Annotated in this window: 15 protein-coding genes; 11 read left to right on the forward strand and 4 right to left on the reverse strand. The window is 69.1% G+C overall.

The genetic code is table 11. The features are described from left to right. Nucleotides 1-364 precede the first annotated feature (364 nt). The 3 genes from ACH5AF_RS13800 (at nt 365) to ACH5AF_RS13810 (ending at nt 2,772) form a co-directional block, all read left to right on the forward strand. A complete protein-coding gene (locus tag ACH5AF_RS13800) occupies nt 365-1,585 on the forward strand; it encodes a cation:proton antiporter (protein WP_398901814.1) in 1,221 nt (406 codons plus the stop codon). Nucleotides 1,586-1,607: 22 nt separating this feature from the next. Next, nucleotides 1,608-1,967, forward strand: a complete 360-nt coding sequence (locus ACH5AF_RS13805; RefSeq protein ID WP_398901816.1) for a hypothetical protein — start codon at nt 1,608-1,610, stop codon at nt 1,965-1,967. Between the two features lie 328 nt (nt 1,968-2,295). After that, nucleotides 2,296-2,772: a hypothetical protein gene (locus ACH5AF_RS13810; RefSeq protein ID WP_398901817.1), complete on the forward strand. Its 477-nt coding sequence runs from the start codon at nt 2,296-2,298 to the stop codon at nt 2,770-2,772. 27 nt (nt 2,773-2,799) lie between these two features. On the opposite strand, the gene ACH5AF_RS13815 is transcribed toward ACH5AF_RS13810, so the two are convergent. Further along, nucleotides 2,800-3,963 carry a PucR family transcriptional regulator gene (locus tag ACH5AF_RS13815; RefSeq protein ID WP_398901818.1) on the reverse strand — a complete coding sequence of 388 codons (1,164 nt, stop codon included), beginning with the start codon at nt 3,961-3,963 and terminating at the stop codon, nt 2,800-2,802. 153 nt (nt 3,964-4,116) lie between these two features. On the opposite strand from ACH5AF_RS13815, the gene ACH5AF_RS13820 reads away from it, so the two are divergent. The 4 genes from ACH5AF_RS13820 (at nt 4,117) to nhaA (ACH5AF_RS13835) (ending at nt 8,312) form a co-directional block, all read left to right on the forward strand. Then, entirely contained in the window at nt 4,117-5,475 is a 1,359-nt protein-coding gene (locus ACH5AF_RS13820) for a nodulation protein NfeD (protein WP_398901819.1), read from the forward strand. After that, complete coding sequence (locus ACH5AF_RS13825; protein ID WP_398901820.1) at nt 5,472-6,263, forward strand: slipin family protein; 792 nt, start codon at nt 5,472-5,474, stop codon at nt 6,261-6,263. Before ACH5AF_RS13820 ends, ACH5AF_RS13825 begins: the two co-directional genes overlap by 4 nt. Further along, the gene (locus ACH5AF_RS13830; protein WP_398901821.1) at nt 6,260-6,772 is read left to right on the forward strand and encodes a DUF3040 domain-containing protein; all 513 of its coding nucleotides are present in this window, start codon (nt 6,260-6,262) and stop codon (nt 6,770-6,772) included. The genes ACH5AF_RS13825 and ACH5AF_RS13830 overlap by 4 nt, the downstream gene beginning before the upstream one ends. Before the next feature lie 103 nt (nt 6,773-6,875). After that, entirely contained in the window at nt 6,876-8,312 is a 1,437-nt protein-coding gene (nhaA, locus tag ACH5AF_RS13835; RefSeq protein WP_398901822.1) for a Na+/H+ antiporter NhaA, read from the forward strand. 241 nt (nt 8,313-8,553) lie between these two features. Here the strand turns inward: nhaA (ACH5AF_RS13835) and nhaA (ACH5AF_RS13840) are convergent, their stop codons facing one another. Beyond that, nucleotides 8,554-9,852 carry a Na+/H+ antiporter NhaA gene (gene nhaA / locus ACH5AF_RS13840; protein ID WP_398901823.1) on the reverse strand — a complete coding sequence of 433 codons (1,299 nt, stop codon included), beginning with the start codon at nt 9,850-9,852 and terminating at the stop codon, nt 8,554-8,556. 288 nt (nt 9,853-10,140) lie between these two features. After that, on the reverse strand, nt 10,141-11,679 hold the full coding sequence (locus tag ACH5AF_RS13845) for an alanine/glycine:cation symporter family protein (protein ID WP_398901824.1): 1,539 nt from the start codon (nt 11,677-11,679) through the stop codon (nt 10,141-10,143). Nucleotides 11,680-12,080: 401 nt separating this feature from the next. Between ACH5AF_RS13845 and ACH5AF_RS13850 the strand changes: the two genes are divergently transcribed. After that, on the forward strand, nt 12,081-12,293 hold the full coding sequence (locus tag ACH5AF_RS13850; RefSeq protein ID WP_398901825.1) for a hypothetical protein: 213 nt from the start codon (nt 12,081-12,083) through the stop codon (nt 12,291-12,293). A 115-nt stretch (nt 12,294-12,408) separates the two neighbouring features. Continuing rightward, complete coding sequence (locus ACH5AF_RS13855; RefSeq protein ID WP_398901826.1) at nt 12,409-13,284, forward strand: potassium channel family protein; 876 nt, start codon at nt 12,409-12,411, stop codon at nt 13,282-13,284. Between the two features lie 32 nt (nt 13,285-13,316). Here ACH5AF_RS13855 and ACH5AF_RS13860 read toward each other — a convergent pair whose 3' ends face one another. Further along, a complete protein-coding gene (locus ACH5AF_RS13860) occupies nt 13,317-14,381 on the reverse strand; it encodes a PucR family transcriptional regulator (protein ID WP_398901827.1) in 1,065 nt (354 codons plus the stop codon). Nucleotides 14,382-14,619: 238 nt separating this feature from the next. Between ACH5AF_RS13860 and ACH5AF_RS13865 the strand changes: the two genes are divergently transcribed. Together ACH5AF_RS13865 and ACH5AF_RS13870 are read left to right on the forward strand one after the other, a co-directional pair. Then, a complete protein-coding gene (locus ACH5AF_RS13865; protein ID WP_398901828.1) occupies nt 14,620-15,225 on the forward strand; it encodes a hypothetical protein in 606 nt (201 codons plus the stop codon). A 49-nt stretch (nt 15,226-15,274) separates the two neighbouring features. Continuing rightward, complete coding sequence (locus tag ACH5AF_RS13870) at nt 15,275-17,320, forward strand: SPFH domain-containing protein (protein ID WP_398901829.1); 2,046 nt, start codon at nt 15,275-15,277, stop codon at nt 17,318-17,320. Nucleotides 17,321-17,386: the final 66 nt, after the last annotated feature.

Genomic DNA, 17,386 nt, shown 5'->3' on the forward strand with positions numbered 1-17,386 from the left:
GCGGCCCGCACCCGGCATCCCGGAACCCTGGGCGCGGTCAGCGGTTCGCCGACGTTGTCGGCGAACCACCGGACAATCGCGTCGTGATGGATGTGGACACCGACGAAGCCGCGTTGCAAGCCCTGGACGCCGCGTACGGCGCGTCAATGATTCGGCCGCCGTGCCCCAGTCGCATCGGCGGGGGGGTGTGGGGCGCCACTGAATGTGCGGTCGTTGCCGTGCACCGGCAGCGTGGACAGATCGGGTGTGCCCGTCAGGCACCTGTCAGGAACGCGTAAGAAGCATGTAGAGTCCGCTGCGGTGTGCCGGGAAGCCTGGTCGGCGAACAAGGGACAGTTGTCTTCGCTGATCGGGAGTTTCTCGCATGGTGCTCGTAGCCGTCTTCGGCGCCGCTCTGCTCATCGCGGTGCTGCTCTCCGGGCTCGCGGCCCGGACCGTACTGTCCACGTCCTTCCTCTTCCTCGTCGGCGGCGCGCTCGTCAGTGACGGCTTCCTCGGGCTGATCCACATCACGCCGGAGAGCGAGATCGTCGCGGTCACCGCCGACTTGGCGCTGTTCGCCGTGCTGTTCACCGACGGCATGCACGTGTCCTTCCCCAAGCTGCGTGCCAACTGGAAGAACCCGGCCCGGGCCCTCGGCCTCGGGATGCCGCTCGCCTTCGTCGGCATGGCATTGGTCACCCACTACCTGGTCGGCCTGGACTGGACTACGTCCTTCCTCGTCGGCGCCGTCCTGGCGCCGACCGACCCGGTGTTCGCCTCCGCCATCGTGAGCCGCAAGGAAGTGCCCGCCAAGCTGCGGCAGCTGCTGAATGTGGAGAGCGGCATCAACGACGGGCTCGCACTCCCGGTCGTCCTGGTCCTCATCGCCGCTGCCGGCCCGAGCAGTGGCCACGCCGAGGCGTCGTTCGGGAAGATCGGAATGGAGCTGGCGCTGGGGCTCGCCTTCGGCGTGCTGCTGCCGCTGCTCGTCAACGGGCTCGTACGTTTCCGTCTGTTGGGCGCTGAGCCGAAGCTGCAGCCGCTGCTGCCGCTGGCCACCGGGATCATCCTGTACGCCGTGTGCCACCTGACCCACGCCAACCCCTACCTGGCGGCGTTCTCGGCGGGCGCCGTGATCGTGGCCGTATCGCCGGAGGCCAAGACGGCGTTCGAGCCGCTCGGCGAGGCGCTGGCGGAGTTGGCCAAGTTCGCCGCCCTGCTTGTCTTCGGCGCGCTCCTGACGCCGCAGCTCTTCGGAGACCTCTCCTTCGGCGGATACGTCGCGGTGTTCCTGGCGATCGTGCTCATCCGACCCGCATCGCTCCTGCTCTCGCTCATCGGCACGCGGTTCGACCGCCGCGAGAAGCTGGTCGCCGCCTGGTTCGGGCCCAAGGGGTTCGCATCGGTCGTCTACGGGCTGCTCCTGCTCCAGGCCGGTATTCCGCAGGGCGAGCAGGCGTTCACGCTCATCGCCGTCTGCATCGCGTTCTCGATCATCGCCCACAGCAGCACCGACGTACCCATCGCCAGGCTGTTCGACGTCGATGACCTCGCCGGGATCCCGGACAAGGAGGACGATGCCACGGTTGCCCGGCAGCACTGAGGGCGATGCCCAAGGAGGAGACGTGTTGATGTTTCAGTGGCTGTGGATCGCCGTCTCGTCAACCGTGATGCTGCCCCTCGGTGCGGCGCTGATGGCCGGGCGTGTGCCGCGGTGGATGCGGCGGGACTCCACGCCCGGCGGGCTGAAGGTGAAGGGGATCGCGGCGTTCGTCCTGTACGCGGGCCTCCTGGTTCCGCCGGTCACGGCCCTCTCCGGTATGGGACTCGAGGCTGCGGAGCTCGTGCGCATGGTGCTGGTGCCCATGGCCGTCTTCGGCGGACACGGACTCATCCTGGGCGCGACGCTCTGCGAGCGATTCAACCGCCGTGAGGCAGCGAACTGGCCGACCGTCAATGCCGGCGGCGAGGTAGGTGGGTCATGAACGGGCGGTTCAGGCGTCTGGCTTTGGGATGGCTGGCCGGCGGCGGTGCCGTGTTGGTCGGCGGTGGGGCTGTGATGTACGTGTTTCCGGGCCCTGGCTCGCTCATGCTGGCAGCGGGTGTGGTCCTTCTGCTCATGGCGGCGGTTCTGCACCTCTGCTCCCGGGACGGGCGGTGACGGCCGTGGACCGGCGCAGCGCACGGCACAGGCAGCGGTACGAGCGGCGGTTGCGGATCGAGGAACTGGCGCCCGGTATGGAAGCGGCTCTAGTGCCGTTCGTCTGGCGTGCGGGCCTACCCGGCCGGGGTGCCGCCGTAGGCTGGTGTGCTGTGTTCGTCGCCTTCGTCGACCGCCCGGCCGGCGGCGTCCTGGCCGACCCGCAGCCCGGTTCGTTGGTCTTTGCCGGGTGGACTTCGGTGGTCGCCGCGTGGGTGTGCTGCCGTTTGGGCATGTGGCGTGTCGCCGCCGACCGAGAGGGTGTGCACGTCCGCAGGTTCTGGGCGGTGCGATGCATTCCGTGGTCGGCGATCGGTCACGTCGAGCTTCGCCGCGACGGGTTCCTCGGGTTTTCCGGCCCCGAGGCGGAGGTCTTGGCAGGCTCCTTCTTGCCGCCGTGGGCGAACCGGCTGTTGCGTCGTACCAGCCACGGCAGCCACGTGGCGGACACCTTGACGGTGCTCTCCCGCCACCCTGAGCTGCGGCCTCAGGGCCAGGCAGTCCGTGCTGTGACGGGCGTGGCGTTCGTCTGGTGGGTGCTGCCGCTGGCCGTCGTGCTCTTCGCCGCGACGGAGATACTGCACAGGTGACCCTTCCCGGTGGTGGATGAGGAGGGGTCAGTCGGCGGGCTGGAGGGGGCTGGCGGGCCAGTCGAGGAGACGGGCGCCGAGCGCGGCGGTCTGGAGGACGTATCGCTGCTCGGGATCGGTGGGGTCATGGCCGGTGAGCTGCCGGATGCGCCCGAGCCGGTAGCTGACGGCTCGGACGCTGAGGCCGAGCAGCCGCGCGGTGGTGGTGTTGAGGCAGCCGCTGGCGAAGTACGCGGTGAGGGTTTCCAGGAGCGGCTGGGGGCCGCCGCGGGCTCCTTCGAGCCCGCCGAGCACGGTGGCGACGAGGTCGGTGATGGCCGCTCGGTCCCTGCCGAGCACCTGGAAGACCAGGACGTCGGCGGCGTCCACGACCTGGGTGCGCAGGCCCAGGGTCGCGGCGAGGTCGAGGGTGCTGCGGGCTTCCCGGTAGGAGCGGACGATGCCGCTGGGTCCGGGCCGGGGCCGACTGACGGCGATCCGATAGTGGTCGCCGACGGCGTGGCGCACTGTGTCGGCGAGGGAGGCGGGTACCTCCGTCGCCGCGCCGGGGGACACGCACACCAGCAGGCCCTCCTTGGTGGTGATCAGCACTTCGCGGGCGCTGAACCGGGCCACCAGCGCCTCCTCGACGTAACGGGTCGCGGCATCCCCAGCCCCGAAGGCGTCTGCTGCGCGGACGACGGCGATGACGTGGGGGCCCAGCAGACGGAACCCGAACCGCTCGGCCCGTTCGGCGAGCCGGCCGAGGTGGGTGCGGCCTTCCAGGAGGTCGTCGACGAACTCGCGCCGTGTCGCCTCCTCTCCGCGGATCGCCGCCCGGTGAGCGGTCTCGTACGCCTCGGTCAGGGCCACCGTCGTATCGCCGACGGCCCACAGGACCGTGGAGACCACCTGTTCGAGGGCTTCGCGGTCCCGTGCCTGTTTCGTGCCGGGCAGATCCGACCAGTGGCGGCAGGCGGAGCCCAGGCAGGCGCCGACAAGGGTCCGCAGCGGAGTGCCGTCGTCCGCCGCGGCGATCGCGAGTTCCCTGAAGGGCTCGAGGTCTGCCTCCGCCAGCCGTCGCTTGTTGAGGGAGACTTCGGCGAGTTGCTCCTCGAAGCCCTCCAGCGCACCGGCCGCCGGCAGGTCCCTCTCCGCTGCGGCCGTTCCCGCGGCTGCCTGCGCTGCGTCGCCCCGCTTGCCCGTCTCCATGGTCCCATTTTGCCGGACCTCGGCAATATGTGATGGTACGAGACGGCCGTCGCTGTACATCCTCGGCAGGCGTCCGGTCGAAGGGCACGGGTAGCCCGTGAATACATAGCACCCGGCGATGTCCGCGCTCGGACTCGAAGGGGGTGCCGCGTCGTGCCCCGAACCCGCTCTCCGGCGTTGATGCGGAGGCTGACCCACCTCCTCCTGCTCGCTTTGGCCTGCCTGCTCGCGGCCCCGTCGATCAGCGCGGCGCAGTCGCCGTCGACCGTGCTCGTCACCCGTGTCGACGGCACCATCACCCCCGTCGTCGCCGATCACCTCCGGCAAGGGTTGCGCACCGCCGAACAGGACCGGCACGCGGCGTATGTGATCGAGCTCGATACGCCGGGCGGGTTGCTGCAGTCCACCAGGGAGATCGTCCAGGACTTCCTCGCGTCGGAGGTTCCCGTGGTCGTCTACGTCGCCCCGCCCGGAGCGCGCGCCGCGTCCGCGGGGGCCTACATCGCCATGGCCGCGCACGTCGCCGCCATGGCGCCCGGTACCCACATCGGGGCCGGCACGCCGGTGACCGGTCAGGGCGAGGAGGCGAGCGACAAGGTCGTCAGTGACGCGGCCGCGTTCGCGGTGTCGATCGCCGAGGAGCGAGGGCGCAGTACGCGGTTCGCCGAGGACATGGTGCGCAAGGGCATGGCGGTGCCCGACCAGGAAGCCGTACGGATGGACGTGGTCGACCTGGTCGCGCCGTCCCGGGACGCCCTGCTCACCGAGCTGGACGGACGGCGGATCGTCGTCGGCCCGGCCGACGCCCCGCACGAGGTCGTCCTGCGGACGACCGGCGCTCAGGTGGTGGAGCACGACCTCGGCTTCTTCGGCGAGCTCCGGCAGCTGCTGGCCAGCCCCGAGCTGGCATTCCTCTTCCTGTCGATCGGCACACTGGCATTGATATACGAGCTGGCCAGCCCCGGTATGGGCCTCGGAGGGGTTACGGGGGCGATCCTCCTGGTCCTCGGATTCGTCGCGCTCAGCGTGCTGCCGTTCAACGTCGGCGGCCTGCTGCTCCTTGCACTCGCCGCCGCGCTGTTCGTCGCGGAGGTGCTCACACCAGGGGTCGGGATCTTCGCCGCCGGAGGGACCGTGTCGCTCGTGTTCGCGGGCGTGCTGCTCTTCCGGGGCGAGCTGGGCGTGGATCCCGCCGTCCTGTGGCCCACCGCCGTGGTGGTGGGAGGCGGTTCGCTGCTGGCGGGCCGGCTGGCGTGGCGTGCCCGTCGGGCGCCTGCCACGACCGGGCACGAGGGGCTGGTGGGCCGTGAGGCCGTCGTACGCCGAGTCGATCCCCGCACCGGTACAGGTCAGGTGCTGCTCGAGGGCGCCTGGTGGACCGCCCGCGGCCGCGACGCCCCGATCGTCGCAGGAGAGCACGTCCGCGTCGTGGATCTCGAAGGACTGGACCTGATCGTCGAAGGTGCCGGCCCCGAGGGGGGCCGGGAGACCGAACAGGAGGCTGGACCATGAACTCAGGACTGATCGGCATCATCCTCGGCGCAGCGGTGCTGCTCCTGCTGCTGATGGCCGCCGTGAAGGTGGTGCCGGAGTACGAACGCGGGGTGATCTTCCGGCTCGGACGGATCATCGGAGCCAAGGGGCCAGGGCTGTTCGTCATCATTCCCGTGGTGGACCGCATGGTTCGCGTCTCGCTGCGGACGGTGACGATGGACATCCCGCCGCAGGACGTCATCACCAAGGACAACGTCACCGTACGGGTCAACGCCGTGACGTACTTCAACGTCGTCGATGCCAACCGCTCCGTCGTGTCGATCGAGGACCACATCAAGGGCACCTCGCAGATAGCCCAGACCACGCTGCGCAGCATCCTCGGCCAGGTGGACCTGGACGAGCTGCTGGTCAACCGTGACGAGATCAACCAGCGTCTCCAGCAGATCATCGACGACGTGACCAACCCCTGGGGCGTCAAGGTCACCCTGGTCGAGGTGAAGGACGTCGAGCTGCCGGAAGCCATGCGCCGCGCGATGGCCCGGCAGGCCGAGGCTGAGCGCGACCGGCGCGCCAAGGTCATTCACGCCAAGGGCGAGTTCGAGGCCGCGCAGACGCTCGCGGATGCGGCGGAACGGCTTGAGGGCCACCCCGCCGCCATGCACCTGCGGATCCTCTCCACCATGGCCGAGGTCTCCTCCGAGCGGAACTCCACCCTCATCTTCCCGCTGCCCATGGAGGTGCTGCGCCTCGTCGACATGCTCCGCCCGCCCGATGCCGGGAGTTCCCCCCGTCCCGTACAGACATGAGAACGCAGGTGATCGGAGTGAACCCTTCGATGGACGACCGGCGCATCCTCGCGGAGATGGAGCGGCACCTCGCCCGGGACGCCCCGGAGCTGGCCTCGCTGATGGACGCCCTCAACCGTCAGTTCCCGGAGGACGGCCATGAGAACGAGAGCGACAACAAGGCATCACACGAGTGGTACGGGAAGCTGGCCATCGTGCTCGCCGTGGTAGCGGTGGTCGGCATGCTCCTCACGGCGATCCTCAGCGGGCAGACGTCGCCCGACGACAACCAGAGCCCGCCGCACGGCGTTACTCCGGCCCATTCCCTGCACATGCAGCGCCGCGTCCTGCCGGCAACGCCGGCGAAAGGACGGCGCGCGCAGCGATCCGCTACCCCACGGCACGCGCGGGACGGCATTCCGACCCTCTCACCTGAGGCCGTCGGAAGGATTTCGAGAAGGCGTCCACCGGTGACCCCATGTCAGTTGCGCTCGCCCCCTCTCCGGCCCATCCGATCCCCACGCCGTTGATCGACGAGCCGCACGCCTACCGCCCTGAACGCGCACCACCCGGCCGCTGGCAGGCTCCGACCCGAAGCGTACGAAGACCCCTGACCGCCGAGAGATCAGCCGCATGCCCCGGAGAAACCGCCGGACCCGCACCTTCCTCGGGCGGCTCCCCCTGCCGGAGCACACCTTCGTGGCAGACGCTCTGCGCACGGAGACCGTGGGCGGCATGGTTCTGCTCGCCGCGGCGGCCGTCGCGCTGGTGTGGGCGAACACGCCGCTGAGCGGCGCGTACGAGTCAATACGCGACTTCCACTTCGGCATCGAAGCACTGGGCCTGAACCTCTCCGTGGCCCACTGGACGGCGGACGGACTGCTGAGCATCTTCTTCTTCGTGGCCGGCGCCGAACTCAAGCGCGAGTTGGTCATCGGTGAACTGCGCCATCGGGGAACCGCCCTCCTGCCCGTAGTCGCGGCCGCCAGCGGCATGCTCGTGCCGGCACTGGTCTACGGACTCGTCGCCACCTCCAGGGGCGGTACGTGGAACGGCTGGGCCGTCCCCATGGCCACGGACATCGCCTTCGCACTGGGCGTGCTCGCGGTGATCAGCACCCATCTGCCCTCCGCCCTGCGCGCGTTCCTGCTCACCGTCGCCGTGGTCGACGACCTCGGGGCCATCGTCGTCATCGCCATCTTCTACACGTCCACGATCCACCTTCCCGCCCTCATCGGCGCCGTACTCGGCCTCGGGCTGTTCTTCCACTTGCATGACCGGAGGCGGGTGCACGGCTGGTACTGGTACCTGCCCCTGGCGCTGGCCATCTGGGGGCTGACGCACGCCAGCGGCGTCCACGCCACCGTGGCTGGAGTCGCCATGGGGCTCATGCTGCGCGTGGCGAAGGACGGCGAGCAAGGCAGGCGTCCGGCCGAGCGGATCGCCCACCTGGCCCGGCCCGTCTCCGCCGGGGTGGCCGTCCCGCTCTTCGCGCTCTTCGCGGCCGGAGTGAGCGTTTCCGGCGACACTTTGGGCGACGTCGTCGAACGCCCCGAACCCCTGGGCGTGGCGCTCGGCCTGGCCGCCGGCAAGGTCCTGGGCATCGCAGGCGGCTCCTACCTCGCCGTGCGCTTCACCCGAGCCCGACTCAGCGAGGACCTCGCCTGGGCCGACGTCGTCGCCGTGGCCATGCTGGCCGGCATCGGATTCACCGTGTCCCTGCTCATCGGCGAACTGGCCTACCTCGATCCGGCCGAGCTGGAGCACATCAAGGCCGGAGTCCTCCTGGGCTCCCTGACTTCTGCCGTCGTGGCCTGCCTGCTGCTGAGGCTGCGGAACAACAAATACCGGCGGCTGTACGAGGCGGAGACCGCCGACCAGAACGCGGACGGCATTCCGGACATCTACCAGCTTGGCGATGCCCATGAGCGTCGGCGCGGCACGCGCCCGAAGGCCAGGGAGCCCGACCACCCTCCCTCGAGCAACGGCCAGGGCCACCAACCGCGCTCATCAGGCCCACGCCTGCGAAAGGGTGGTCATTACCGAGGTGGACGGCGGCCCACGACGTAGGCGACGAGTACACCGGCGAGCATCGACCACGCCACCGCTGCACATCCCGTTCGTCATCCCACGATGCCGAGGAGGAGCGCAGCTACCAAGCCGCCGTCAGAGCCCGTGAGTTGGTGACGAAGGCCCCACTCCCGGCGCGCGCTCGCCGGTTCCCGTATCTCCGCAACTGCGGTCCTGATGACAAGGGCGGCGGCGATGATCACAACCGTCGGAACGGAGGGTCCATGGTGCTTGCTTCCCGTCAGTGTTCCGGAGCACCGGCTCGCTGGTAGATGTCGGGGATGCCGTCGTGGTCGTCGTCGCGGTTCTCTTCCTCGTACAGGCGGCGGTATACACCGTTGCGCCGCTTGATCAGGAGGGCGGCGAGGCAGGCGGCCACGACGGAGCCGACGAGAACGGCGGCCTTGATGTGTTCGGCGGTGGCCGGATCGGGGAAGGCCAGTTCGCCGATGAGCAGCGCGACGGTGAAGCCGATCCCCGCCAGCACCGCGAGCGCGAAGACGTCCGCCCAGGCCAGTTCGGGGTTCAGACGGGCTCGGGTGAAGCGGGCCGCCAGGTACGTGCCGGCGAAGATGCCGAGGGCCTTGCCGGCGACCAGGCCCAGCACAACGCCGAGCGGCTCCGGTTCGGTGAAGACCTGTCCCAGGGAGGCGGCCGTGATGCTGACGCCGGAGGCGAAGAGCGCGAACAGAGGCACTGCGATACCGGCGGACACGGGGTGCAGGAGGTGGGAGGTGCGCTCGGCGGGGGAGGCGTCCTCGCTCTTGTCGCGGGTGGTGCGCAGGATCAGGCCCATCGCGACACCGGCGACGGTGGCGTGGACGCCGCCGTTGTACATCAGCGCCCAGATCGCGATGCCGAGCGGCACGTACCACCACCAGCCGCGCACGCGGAAGCGCTGGAGCAGGTAGAAGACGACCAGGCCGGCGAACGCGCCGCCCAGTGCCGCGAAGTTCAGGTCGCTCGTGAAGAAGATCGCGATGACGAGGATCCCGCCGAGGTCGTCGACGACGGCGAGCGTGAGCAGGAACGCCCTGAGTGCGGCGGGCAGATGGCTGCTGAGGACCGCGAGCACGGCGAGCGCGAAGGCGATGTCGGTGGCCATCGGCACGGCCCAGCCATTCACGTTTCCACCACCGGCGGAGGCGGTGATGGCGTAGAAGGCGGCGGGAACGACCATGCCGCTGACCGCGGCGATGACCGGGAGGGCGGCGGTGGCGGGCGTGCGCAGTTCACCGACGACCAGCTCTCGCTTCAGCTCGATGCCGGCGACGAGGAAGAAGACGGCGAGCAGTCCGTCGGCGGTCCAGTGGCCGACGGAGAGGTCCAGGCCGAGTGCCGGGATGCCGAAGTGGAAGTCACGTATTCGCTCGTAGACATCGCCCCAGGGGCTGTTCACCCACACCAGCGCCGCCACGGCGGCGGCGAGGAGCACCAGGCCGCCGACCGTTTCCGTCCTGAGGGCCTGGACCACGGCGTTGCGTTCCGGCAGGGGCAGCAGGCCGAGGAAGGGGGAGCGCTCGCGTGGGGCGGCAGCCATCGGTGGACCTCCGGAAAGTGATCGGCATATGGGCACACGGGCCCAAGGACGCCGACCAGACTTCCCGGCACACCGCGCGTCTCACACGGCCGCTGGGCAGCCGTCGTTGACGCGTTCTTCACACCCTAACCGCACCTACGCGATCCCACTAGAGGGCGTTTCACCTGCTGAAACGCACTCAGAGACATGACGAGCGGGCCCGTCCACACCAAGGGCGCGAGGTGTGGACGGGCCCTCCCCCTGCCTTCGGCGGGGGGGGGACCCCCAGGAGCCGGACCGCGGGGGCGGTCAGACGGTGGTCTTCACCGACTCCTGGTCTTCGTCGTCCTCGGTGATCTCACCGGCGTTGCGAGCGCGGACGAACTCCAGGAAGGAGTTCAGCTCGCGCTTGACGACCGGGACGAGGAGGTACAGGCCGATGATGTTGATGACGGCGAGCATGAACAGCACCGCGTCGGCCATGTCGATCAGCGTCTGCAGCGTGAGCAGCGATCCGGCGACGGCGAACAGGGTGTAGAAGACCTTGAAGGTCAGCTCGCTGGCCTGGCTGCGGCCGAAGAGGTGCGTCCAGGCCTTCATGCAGTAGTAGCCCCAGGTCAGCACTGTGGAGATCGCGAACAGCATCACCGCGATGGTGAGGATGTACGGGAACCAGGGCAGCACCGTGGCGAAGGCGTCGGAGGTGATCGTGACGCCGCCGATGGACTCATCGCCCTCACGGACCTCGACATAGCTGGCGGGGTTGGCGATGACGATGGTCAGCGCGGTCATCGTGCAGATGACCACGGTGTCGATGAACGGCTCCAGCAGGGCGACCAGGCCCTCGCTGGCGGGGTGCTTGGTCTTGACCGCGGAGTGCGCGATCGGCGCGGAGCCGAGACCGGCCTCGTTGGAGAACGCGGCCCGCTTGAAACCGATGATCAGCGCGCCGAGCACACCACCGGCGACACCCTGCGGGTTGAAGGCGCCCTCGATGATGGTGCCGATCGCGGCCGGCACGGCGGAGACGTGCACCAGGATGACGACCAGGCAGGCCGCGATGTAGATGCCGGCCATGGCGGGGACGAGCTTGCTGGTGACGCTGGCGATGGAGCGGATGCCCCCGAGCAGGACGATGCCGACGAGGGCCGCGATGAGGATGCCGAAGAACAGGGCGCCGGCGGAGGAGCCCATCAGGCCGTCCTCGCCGCCGGTGACGGAGACCAGCTGGGCGTAGGACTGGTTGACCTGGAACAGGTTGCCGCCGAAGAGGCCGAAGAACAGGATCATGAAGGAGGCGAGGACCGCGAGGACCTTGCCGAGGGTCTTGCCGTTCTTGCCGAAGCGGTCGGCCAGGCCCTTGGGCAGGTAGTGCATCGGGCCGCCCGAGACGGTGCCGTCGGCGTGTACCTCTCGGTACTTCACACCGAGCGTGACCTCGACGAACTTGGTGGCCATACCGAGCAGGCCGCACAGGATCATCCAGAACGTGGCGCCGGGGCCACCGATGGAGACGGCGACGGCCACACCGGCGATGTTCCCGAGGCCGACCGTGCCGGAGACGGCGGCGGTCAGAGCCTGGAAGTGGTTGACCTCGCCGGCCGACCCCTTCTCGTCGTACTTCCCTCTCACCACGTCGAAGGCGAGCTTGAACTTGCGGACCTGCACGAACCCGAACCAGCCGGTGAAGACGAGACCGGCGACGACGAGCCAGGCGACGATGAGGGGCAGCTCCGTCCCGCCTACAGGAACGGAGTAGAAGACGACTTCCCCGAGCCAGGTGGCTATGGGCTCGAAGAATCCGCTGACGGCTTCGTCGACGGATGTGGTGATGGAGTCGAGTGACACGTTGGCTACCTCGTGGGCGCAGGACCGGCGTGGGGGTGGGGCCGGTTGGTGTGCGGGCTTGAGTGAACGCCGTTGTCCGATCGGCGACGGGTGCGCTCCGCGAACTCGGAACGTGATCACCCTGGTCTTGCAGCTGGGCATGGGCCCGGGTCCCCGAAGGCCGCGACAGGCGGCCGCGGACGAGTTGCGTAGTTCTACCACGGCCTTTACGAGATCTTTAGTGACTCGAATCACATAACGGTCAGTAACATTCGAAAGTCCCAGGAAGCGAGACCGGACCGTTATTCGGACAGCCTGATTCGTTCACCGGACATTTACGTCCCGTCGGTCCTCTGGCGCGGTCGTGGCGGGGTTGGGTGAACTCCCTGCGATCCGTGCCGGGCGCGAGGCACTCTACGCGGATGACTTCCCTTCCCCTTCAGTCCTCGCCCGGCGGCCGGTGCTCGCCCGGCGGCGTCGGACACCTGAGTGTCCGCGGTGACGAGGCACTGGCCGACCGCCTCGCCGCCAAGCTCCAAGATGTCTACCGGGAACGGGTCACACCGGCCGCCACCCGCCGGGGACTCGCCGAACTCCTCAGGCGCTACCCAAAGCCGCGTACTGCCGGGTGCTGATCCCGGCAGCGCCTCGCCGACGGGCCGTTGGACCACCGATTTCGTCGCGACGCCTTTAGGCTGGCGCATGAGTTCCGTCTCTCCCGCCCCGAAACGGCTGAGCCAAGGATGAGCAGTGGCGAAGTGGCTGGTGACGCTTGGCGGCCTCGCACTGGCGATGCTCGCCCTCAGGGACGTGTTCCACACCCTGTGGCACCCGACCCGCCACGGAGGACTCAGCAGAGGCGTCATGACCGTCGCCTGGCGAATCTCAGCCCGTTTCGGCAGACGGCGCGCGGTCGGCCTGGCAGGCCCTCTCGGCATGGTCACCGTCGTGGCCCTCTGGGCGGTCACGGTCATCGCCGGGTGGGCTTTGATGTACTGGCCGCACATGCCGGGCGGCTTCTCGTTCGCCACGGGGCTGGCGCCGGCGGAACACTCGGGCTTCCTGGACGCCGTCTACCTCTCCATCGTCACCATGGCCACCCTGGGCCTCGGCGACATCGCGCCGACCGACGGGTGGCTGCGCATCCTCGGCCCCATCGAGGCCGTGGTCGGCTTCGCCCTGCTGACGGCCACGGTGAGCTGGGTCCTGGGCATCTATCCCGCCCTGGCCCGCCGCCGAGCCGTCGCCCTGCGCATCTCCCAGCTACGGCGCGCCGGCCTGCGGGAGCAGCAGCTGTCCACGTCCGTGGCCTGCACCGCCTTGCAGAACCTCGCCGCCGACCTGGCTCACGTCTGTGTGGACTACCGGCAGTACGCCGAGTCGTACTACTTCCACGACGGTGACGAGAACACCTCCCTGGCCGCGAACATCATGTACCTCGCCGCCGTGGCGGAACAGCTGCCGGACGGCACCGGTGAAGAGCGCCGGCTGGTCAAGGAGCTCTTGCGCGTTTCCCTGCACGATCTTGCGGTCACCCTCGATGAACGGTTCCTCCACACCGGTGGAACGACTCAGCAGGTCCTCGCCCGGTACGCACAGGACCACGGGCGCGCCGCGAAGGTGTGACGGCCAGTCCGTGGGCGAGATCCGGCGCGCCGTCAGAGATCCTGCTCGGGCCAGTCCAGCAGGCGTGCGCCGATGACCGCTGTCTGGAGCGTGTAGCGATCGACGGCGTCCCCGGGGTCGGCGCCTGTCAGCTTATGGATGCGTTCCAGCCGGTAGGTCATGGCCCTCACGCTCAGGGAGAGGCGGCGGGCCGCCTCGGCGGACACACAGCCGGTGTCGAAGTACGCAGTGAGGGTGTCGAGGAGCGGCTGCGCGCCGCCGCGAGCCTGTTGGAGCGGGCCGAGCACCGTGCGCACGAGGTCGGCCATGGCCTGCCGGTCGCGAGTGAGGACCGGGTAGACGAGGAGGTCCGCGGCGTGCAGCACCGGGGCCTCCAGATGCATGCGGGCGGCCAGGTCGAGGGCGTTGAGCGCCTCCTCGTAGGAGTGGACGACTCCGCCGACGCCTGGGTGGGGCCGGCCGATGGCCACCCGGCCACCGTCCGTCGCGGCGTACGCCTGCTTGGCGAAGAAGCCGAGGACGTCGGCCTGGTCGCCCGGTGCGATGCAGATCAGCCGGCCGTTCTTGGTGGTGAGCAGAATGCGGCGGTTCCCGAAGCGTGCCGTGAGGGACGACTCGACGCTTCGTGTGACGGGATAGCCGTCGTCGTACGGCTCTGGTCCCTGTGCCACGGCGACCGCGTGGGCGTGCGACAACAACAGTCCGAAGCGCTCGGCCCGTTCGGCGAGACGGCCGGCGTCACTGCGCCCGTGGAGCAGGTCGTCGATGAACTCCCTGCGGGCTGCCTCCTGTTGGCGGATAGCGAGCTGCTGGGCCCGTTCGTGTCCTTCCGCGAAGGCGTCCACTGCCTGCTCGACCGCCGTCAGAAGGTGATCGGCGGCGGCGCCCCGCGGCAGTTCGGCTCGTACGTCCTGAGCGGCGGAGAGGTGGGCACGGACCAGGTGGCGCAGCCCGATGCCGGCCTCCGCGGCCCGCTCGCCCTGTGAGCGCAGTGCTTCCAGCTCGTCGCGGGTCAGTCGTCTGCCGGTGGCGCAGGCACCGGTCAGGATCGGGGCATACCCCGTCAGATACTCCTCGGCCGTTTCCAGTTCCGTCATGGCCCCTCCCCGTTCTTGCCGCGCAGATGACGCCTCTCCGACGCGTGAACGTCAAGGGTGGCACGGGTGTACCGAGGGACGGTCACCGGCATCAAGAGGACGTAAAGATTGCCGGTGCACGGCAATGCGAACACGTGTGGCGTCCTGCCAGCATGAACCTGCCGGAGCCAAGCGCACGCCACCGATGCCGGGCCCCGGAAAGCAGGGTGCCGTGCGGAAAACGCGAGGGGGATGGACCATGGCCGAGTTTCTGCAAGCCACCGCCACGTTCCCCACGGCGCTGTTCACCGCAGCCCTCGTCGTGGTCATCGGCTTCTGGCTGCTGGTGCTGATGGGCGGAGTCGACACGGACAGCTTCGACGCGGACGTGGACGCCGACGCGCTGAACCTCGGCGGAGTTCCCGTTTCGGTTTCCACCTCGCTGCTTGTCGCCCTGGCCTGGTTCTTCAGCCTCACCGGATCCGTCCTTCTCGCCCGCACGGGATGGCCCGACGCGCCGCTTCACCTCCTCGGCGCCGTCCTGCTGGCCGTCTCCTTGATCGGCTCCTGGCAATTGACCAGTGCACTCGTACGCCCGCTGGCCAAGCTGTTCCCCGATGAACCCGGGCCGTCCCTGCACGACTTCGTCGGACTGACCTGCACCATCCGCACGGGACGGGTGGACGAGGAATTCGGTCAGGCGGAAGTCGCGGCGCGGGACGGTTCCACCGCCGTCGTACAGGTCCGCCAGAGCGACGGGGCCCGGATGGAGCTCGGCAGCACGGGACTGCTGTACGCGTACGACGACGTCGGCGAGTTCTTCTGGGTCGCGCCGTTCGACAAGGCGCTCGACCCCCGCGGCTGATCCGCCGCCCCTCCCACTTCAGCTTCTACCTCCGAACCGGGGATTGCTCATGGATGCCATCACCGTAGGTCTCGGCGTGCTCAGCGCCGTTGTCCTGCTCATCGCCATCGCCATGCTGTTCGTGATCAGCCGGCTGTTCCGCAAGGTGGAGCAGGGCAAGGCGCTGATCGTCTCGAAGATGCGAAGGGTCGACGTCACCTTCACCGGGCAGGTCGTCTGGCCGGTCCTTCACAAAGCCGAGATCATGGACATCTCGGTGAAGACCATCGACATCTCCCGTACGGGCCGGGACGGCCTCATCTGCCGGGACAACATCCGTGCCGACATCCGTATCTCGTTCTTCGTACGGGTCAACAAGACCGTGGAGGACGTCATCAAGGTCGCGCAGGCCATCGGCACAGCACGCGCCAGTGACCAGGCCACGCTCCAGGAGCTGTTCAACGCCAAGTTCTCCGAGGCGCTGAAGACGGTCGGCAAGCAGCTCGACTTCACCGACCTCTACACCAAGCGGGATGAGTTCCGGGACCGGATCATCCAGGTCATCGGCACCGATCTGAACGGCTACAGCCTGGAGGACGCGGCGATCGACTACCTGGAGCAGACGCCGCTCGCGCAGCTGGACGCTTCCAACATCCTCGATGCCCAGGGCATCCGGAAGATCACCGAGCTGACGGCCGTCGAGCACGTGCGCACCAACGAGTTCCAGCGCACGGAGGAGAAGGAGATCACCCGTCAGAACGTCGACGCCCGCGAAGCCATCCTGGAGCTGGAGCGCCGCCAGGCCGACGCCGAGATCAAGCAGAAGCGCGAGATCGACACGGTACGGGCCAAGGAGGAGGCCGAGACGGCGCGGGTGGTGGAGGAGGAGCGGCTACGTGCGCAGAGCGCGTTCCTCAGGACCGAGGAGCAGCTGGGCATCCAGCGGGAGAACCAGGCCCGCGAGGTCGCCGTCGCGCAGAAGAACCGTGAGCGGGTCATCGCCATCGAGAACGAGCGCATCGAGAAGGACCGCCTGCTCGAGGTCATCGCCCGGGACCGGGAGACCGAGCTGACCCGCATCTCGGCGGAGAAGGAGGTCGAGGCCGAGCGCCGGGAGATCGCCGAGGTCATTCGCGAGCGGGTCGCGGTGGACCGTACGGTGGCCGAACAGGAGGAGTCGATCAAGAAGCTCCGGGCCGTCGAGGAGGCCGAGCGCAACCGCCAGACTGTGGTCATCGCCGCCGAGGCCGAGGCGCAGGAGCAGCTGGTCAAGGACATCAAGGCCGCCGAAGCCGCCGAGCAGGCCGCGATCCACCGGGCGGCGGAGGAACTCACTCTTGCCGAGGCGCGCCACAAGGCCGCTGACATGGACGCCCGCGCGAAGGTCCGGCTTGCCGAGGGCATCCAGGCCGAAACCGCGGCCGAGGGCCTGGCCGCCGTGCAGGTCCGGGAGAAGGAAGCGGACGCCATCGAGAAGGCCGGCCGCGCCGAGGCCGGGGCGACCGAGGCCCGGCTGCGTGCCGAGGCGGTCGGCACCCGCGAGAAGGCGCTCGCCGAGGCGGCGGCCATCGGCGAGAAGCTCAAGGCCGAGGCGGCGGGCCTCACTGAGAAGGCGGCCGCGATGGCCGCGCTCGACGAGGCATCCCGTGGACACGAGGAGTTCCGGCTGCGACTGGAGGCGGAGAAGGACATCCGGCTCGCCGGGATCGATGTGCAGCGCCACGTCGCCGAGGCACAGGCCACGGTGCTGGCCACCGGCCTGGAGAACGCCGACATCAACATCGTCGGAGGCGAGTCCGCCTTCTTCGACCGGATCGTCGGAGCGATCTCACTCGGCAAGAGCGTCGACGGCTTCGTCCACCACTCGCAGACCGCGCAAGCGCTGGCCGGCCCGTGGCTCGACGGCTCCGCGTCCTTCACCGAGGACCTGACGAAGGTGCTGGGGACGGTCTCCACCGCCGACGTGCAGAACCTGACCGTCTCCGCCCTGCTGATGAAGCTCATGCCGGCCGGGTCCGGCCAGCTGGAGGAGCTGATCGGCAAGGCGCGGCAGCTGGGCCTGGCCGACATGCCGGTCGCCGAGCTCGCGGGGCTGAACGGAACCGCCACGAGCTGACCGAGCCGGTCTCGAAATACTCGGAGCTGCCGCGCGGGGGGCGGCAGCTCCGGAGACTCATCACGC

The organism is Streptomyces sp. NPDC018833 (assembly GCF_044390825.1).
In the GTDB taxonomy this organism is placed as follows: Bacteria; Actinomycetota; Actinomycetes; order Streptomycetales; family Streptomycetaceae; genus Streptomyces.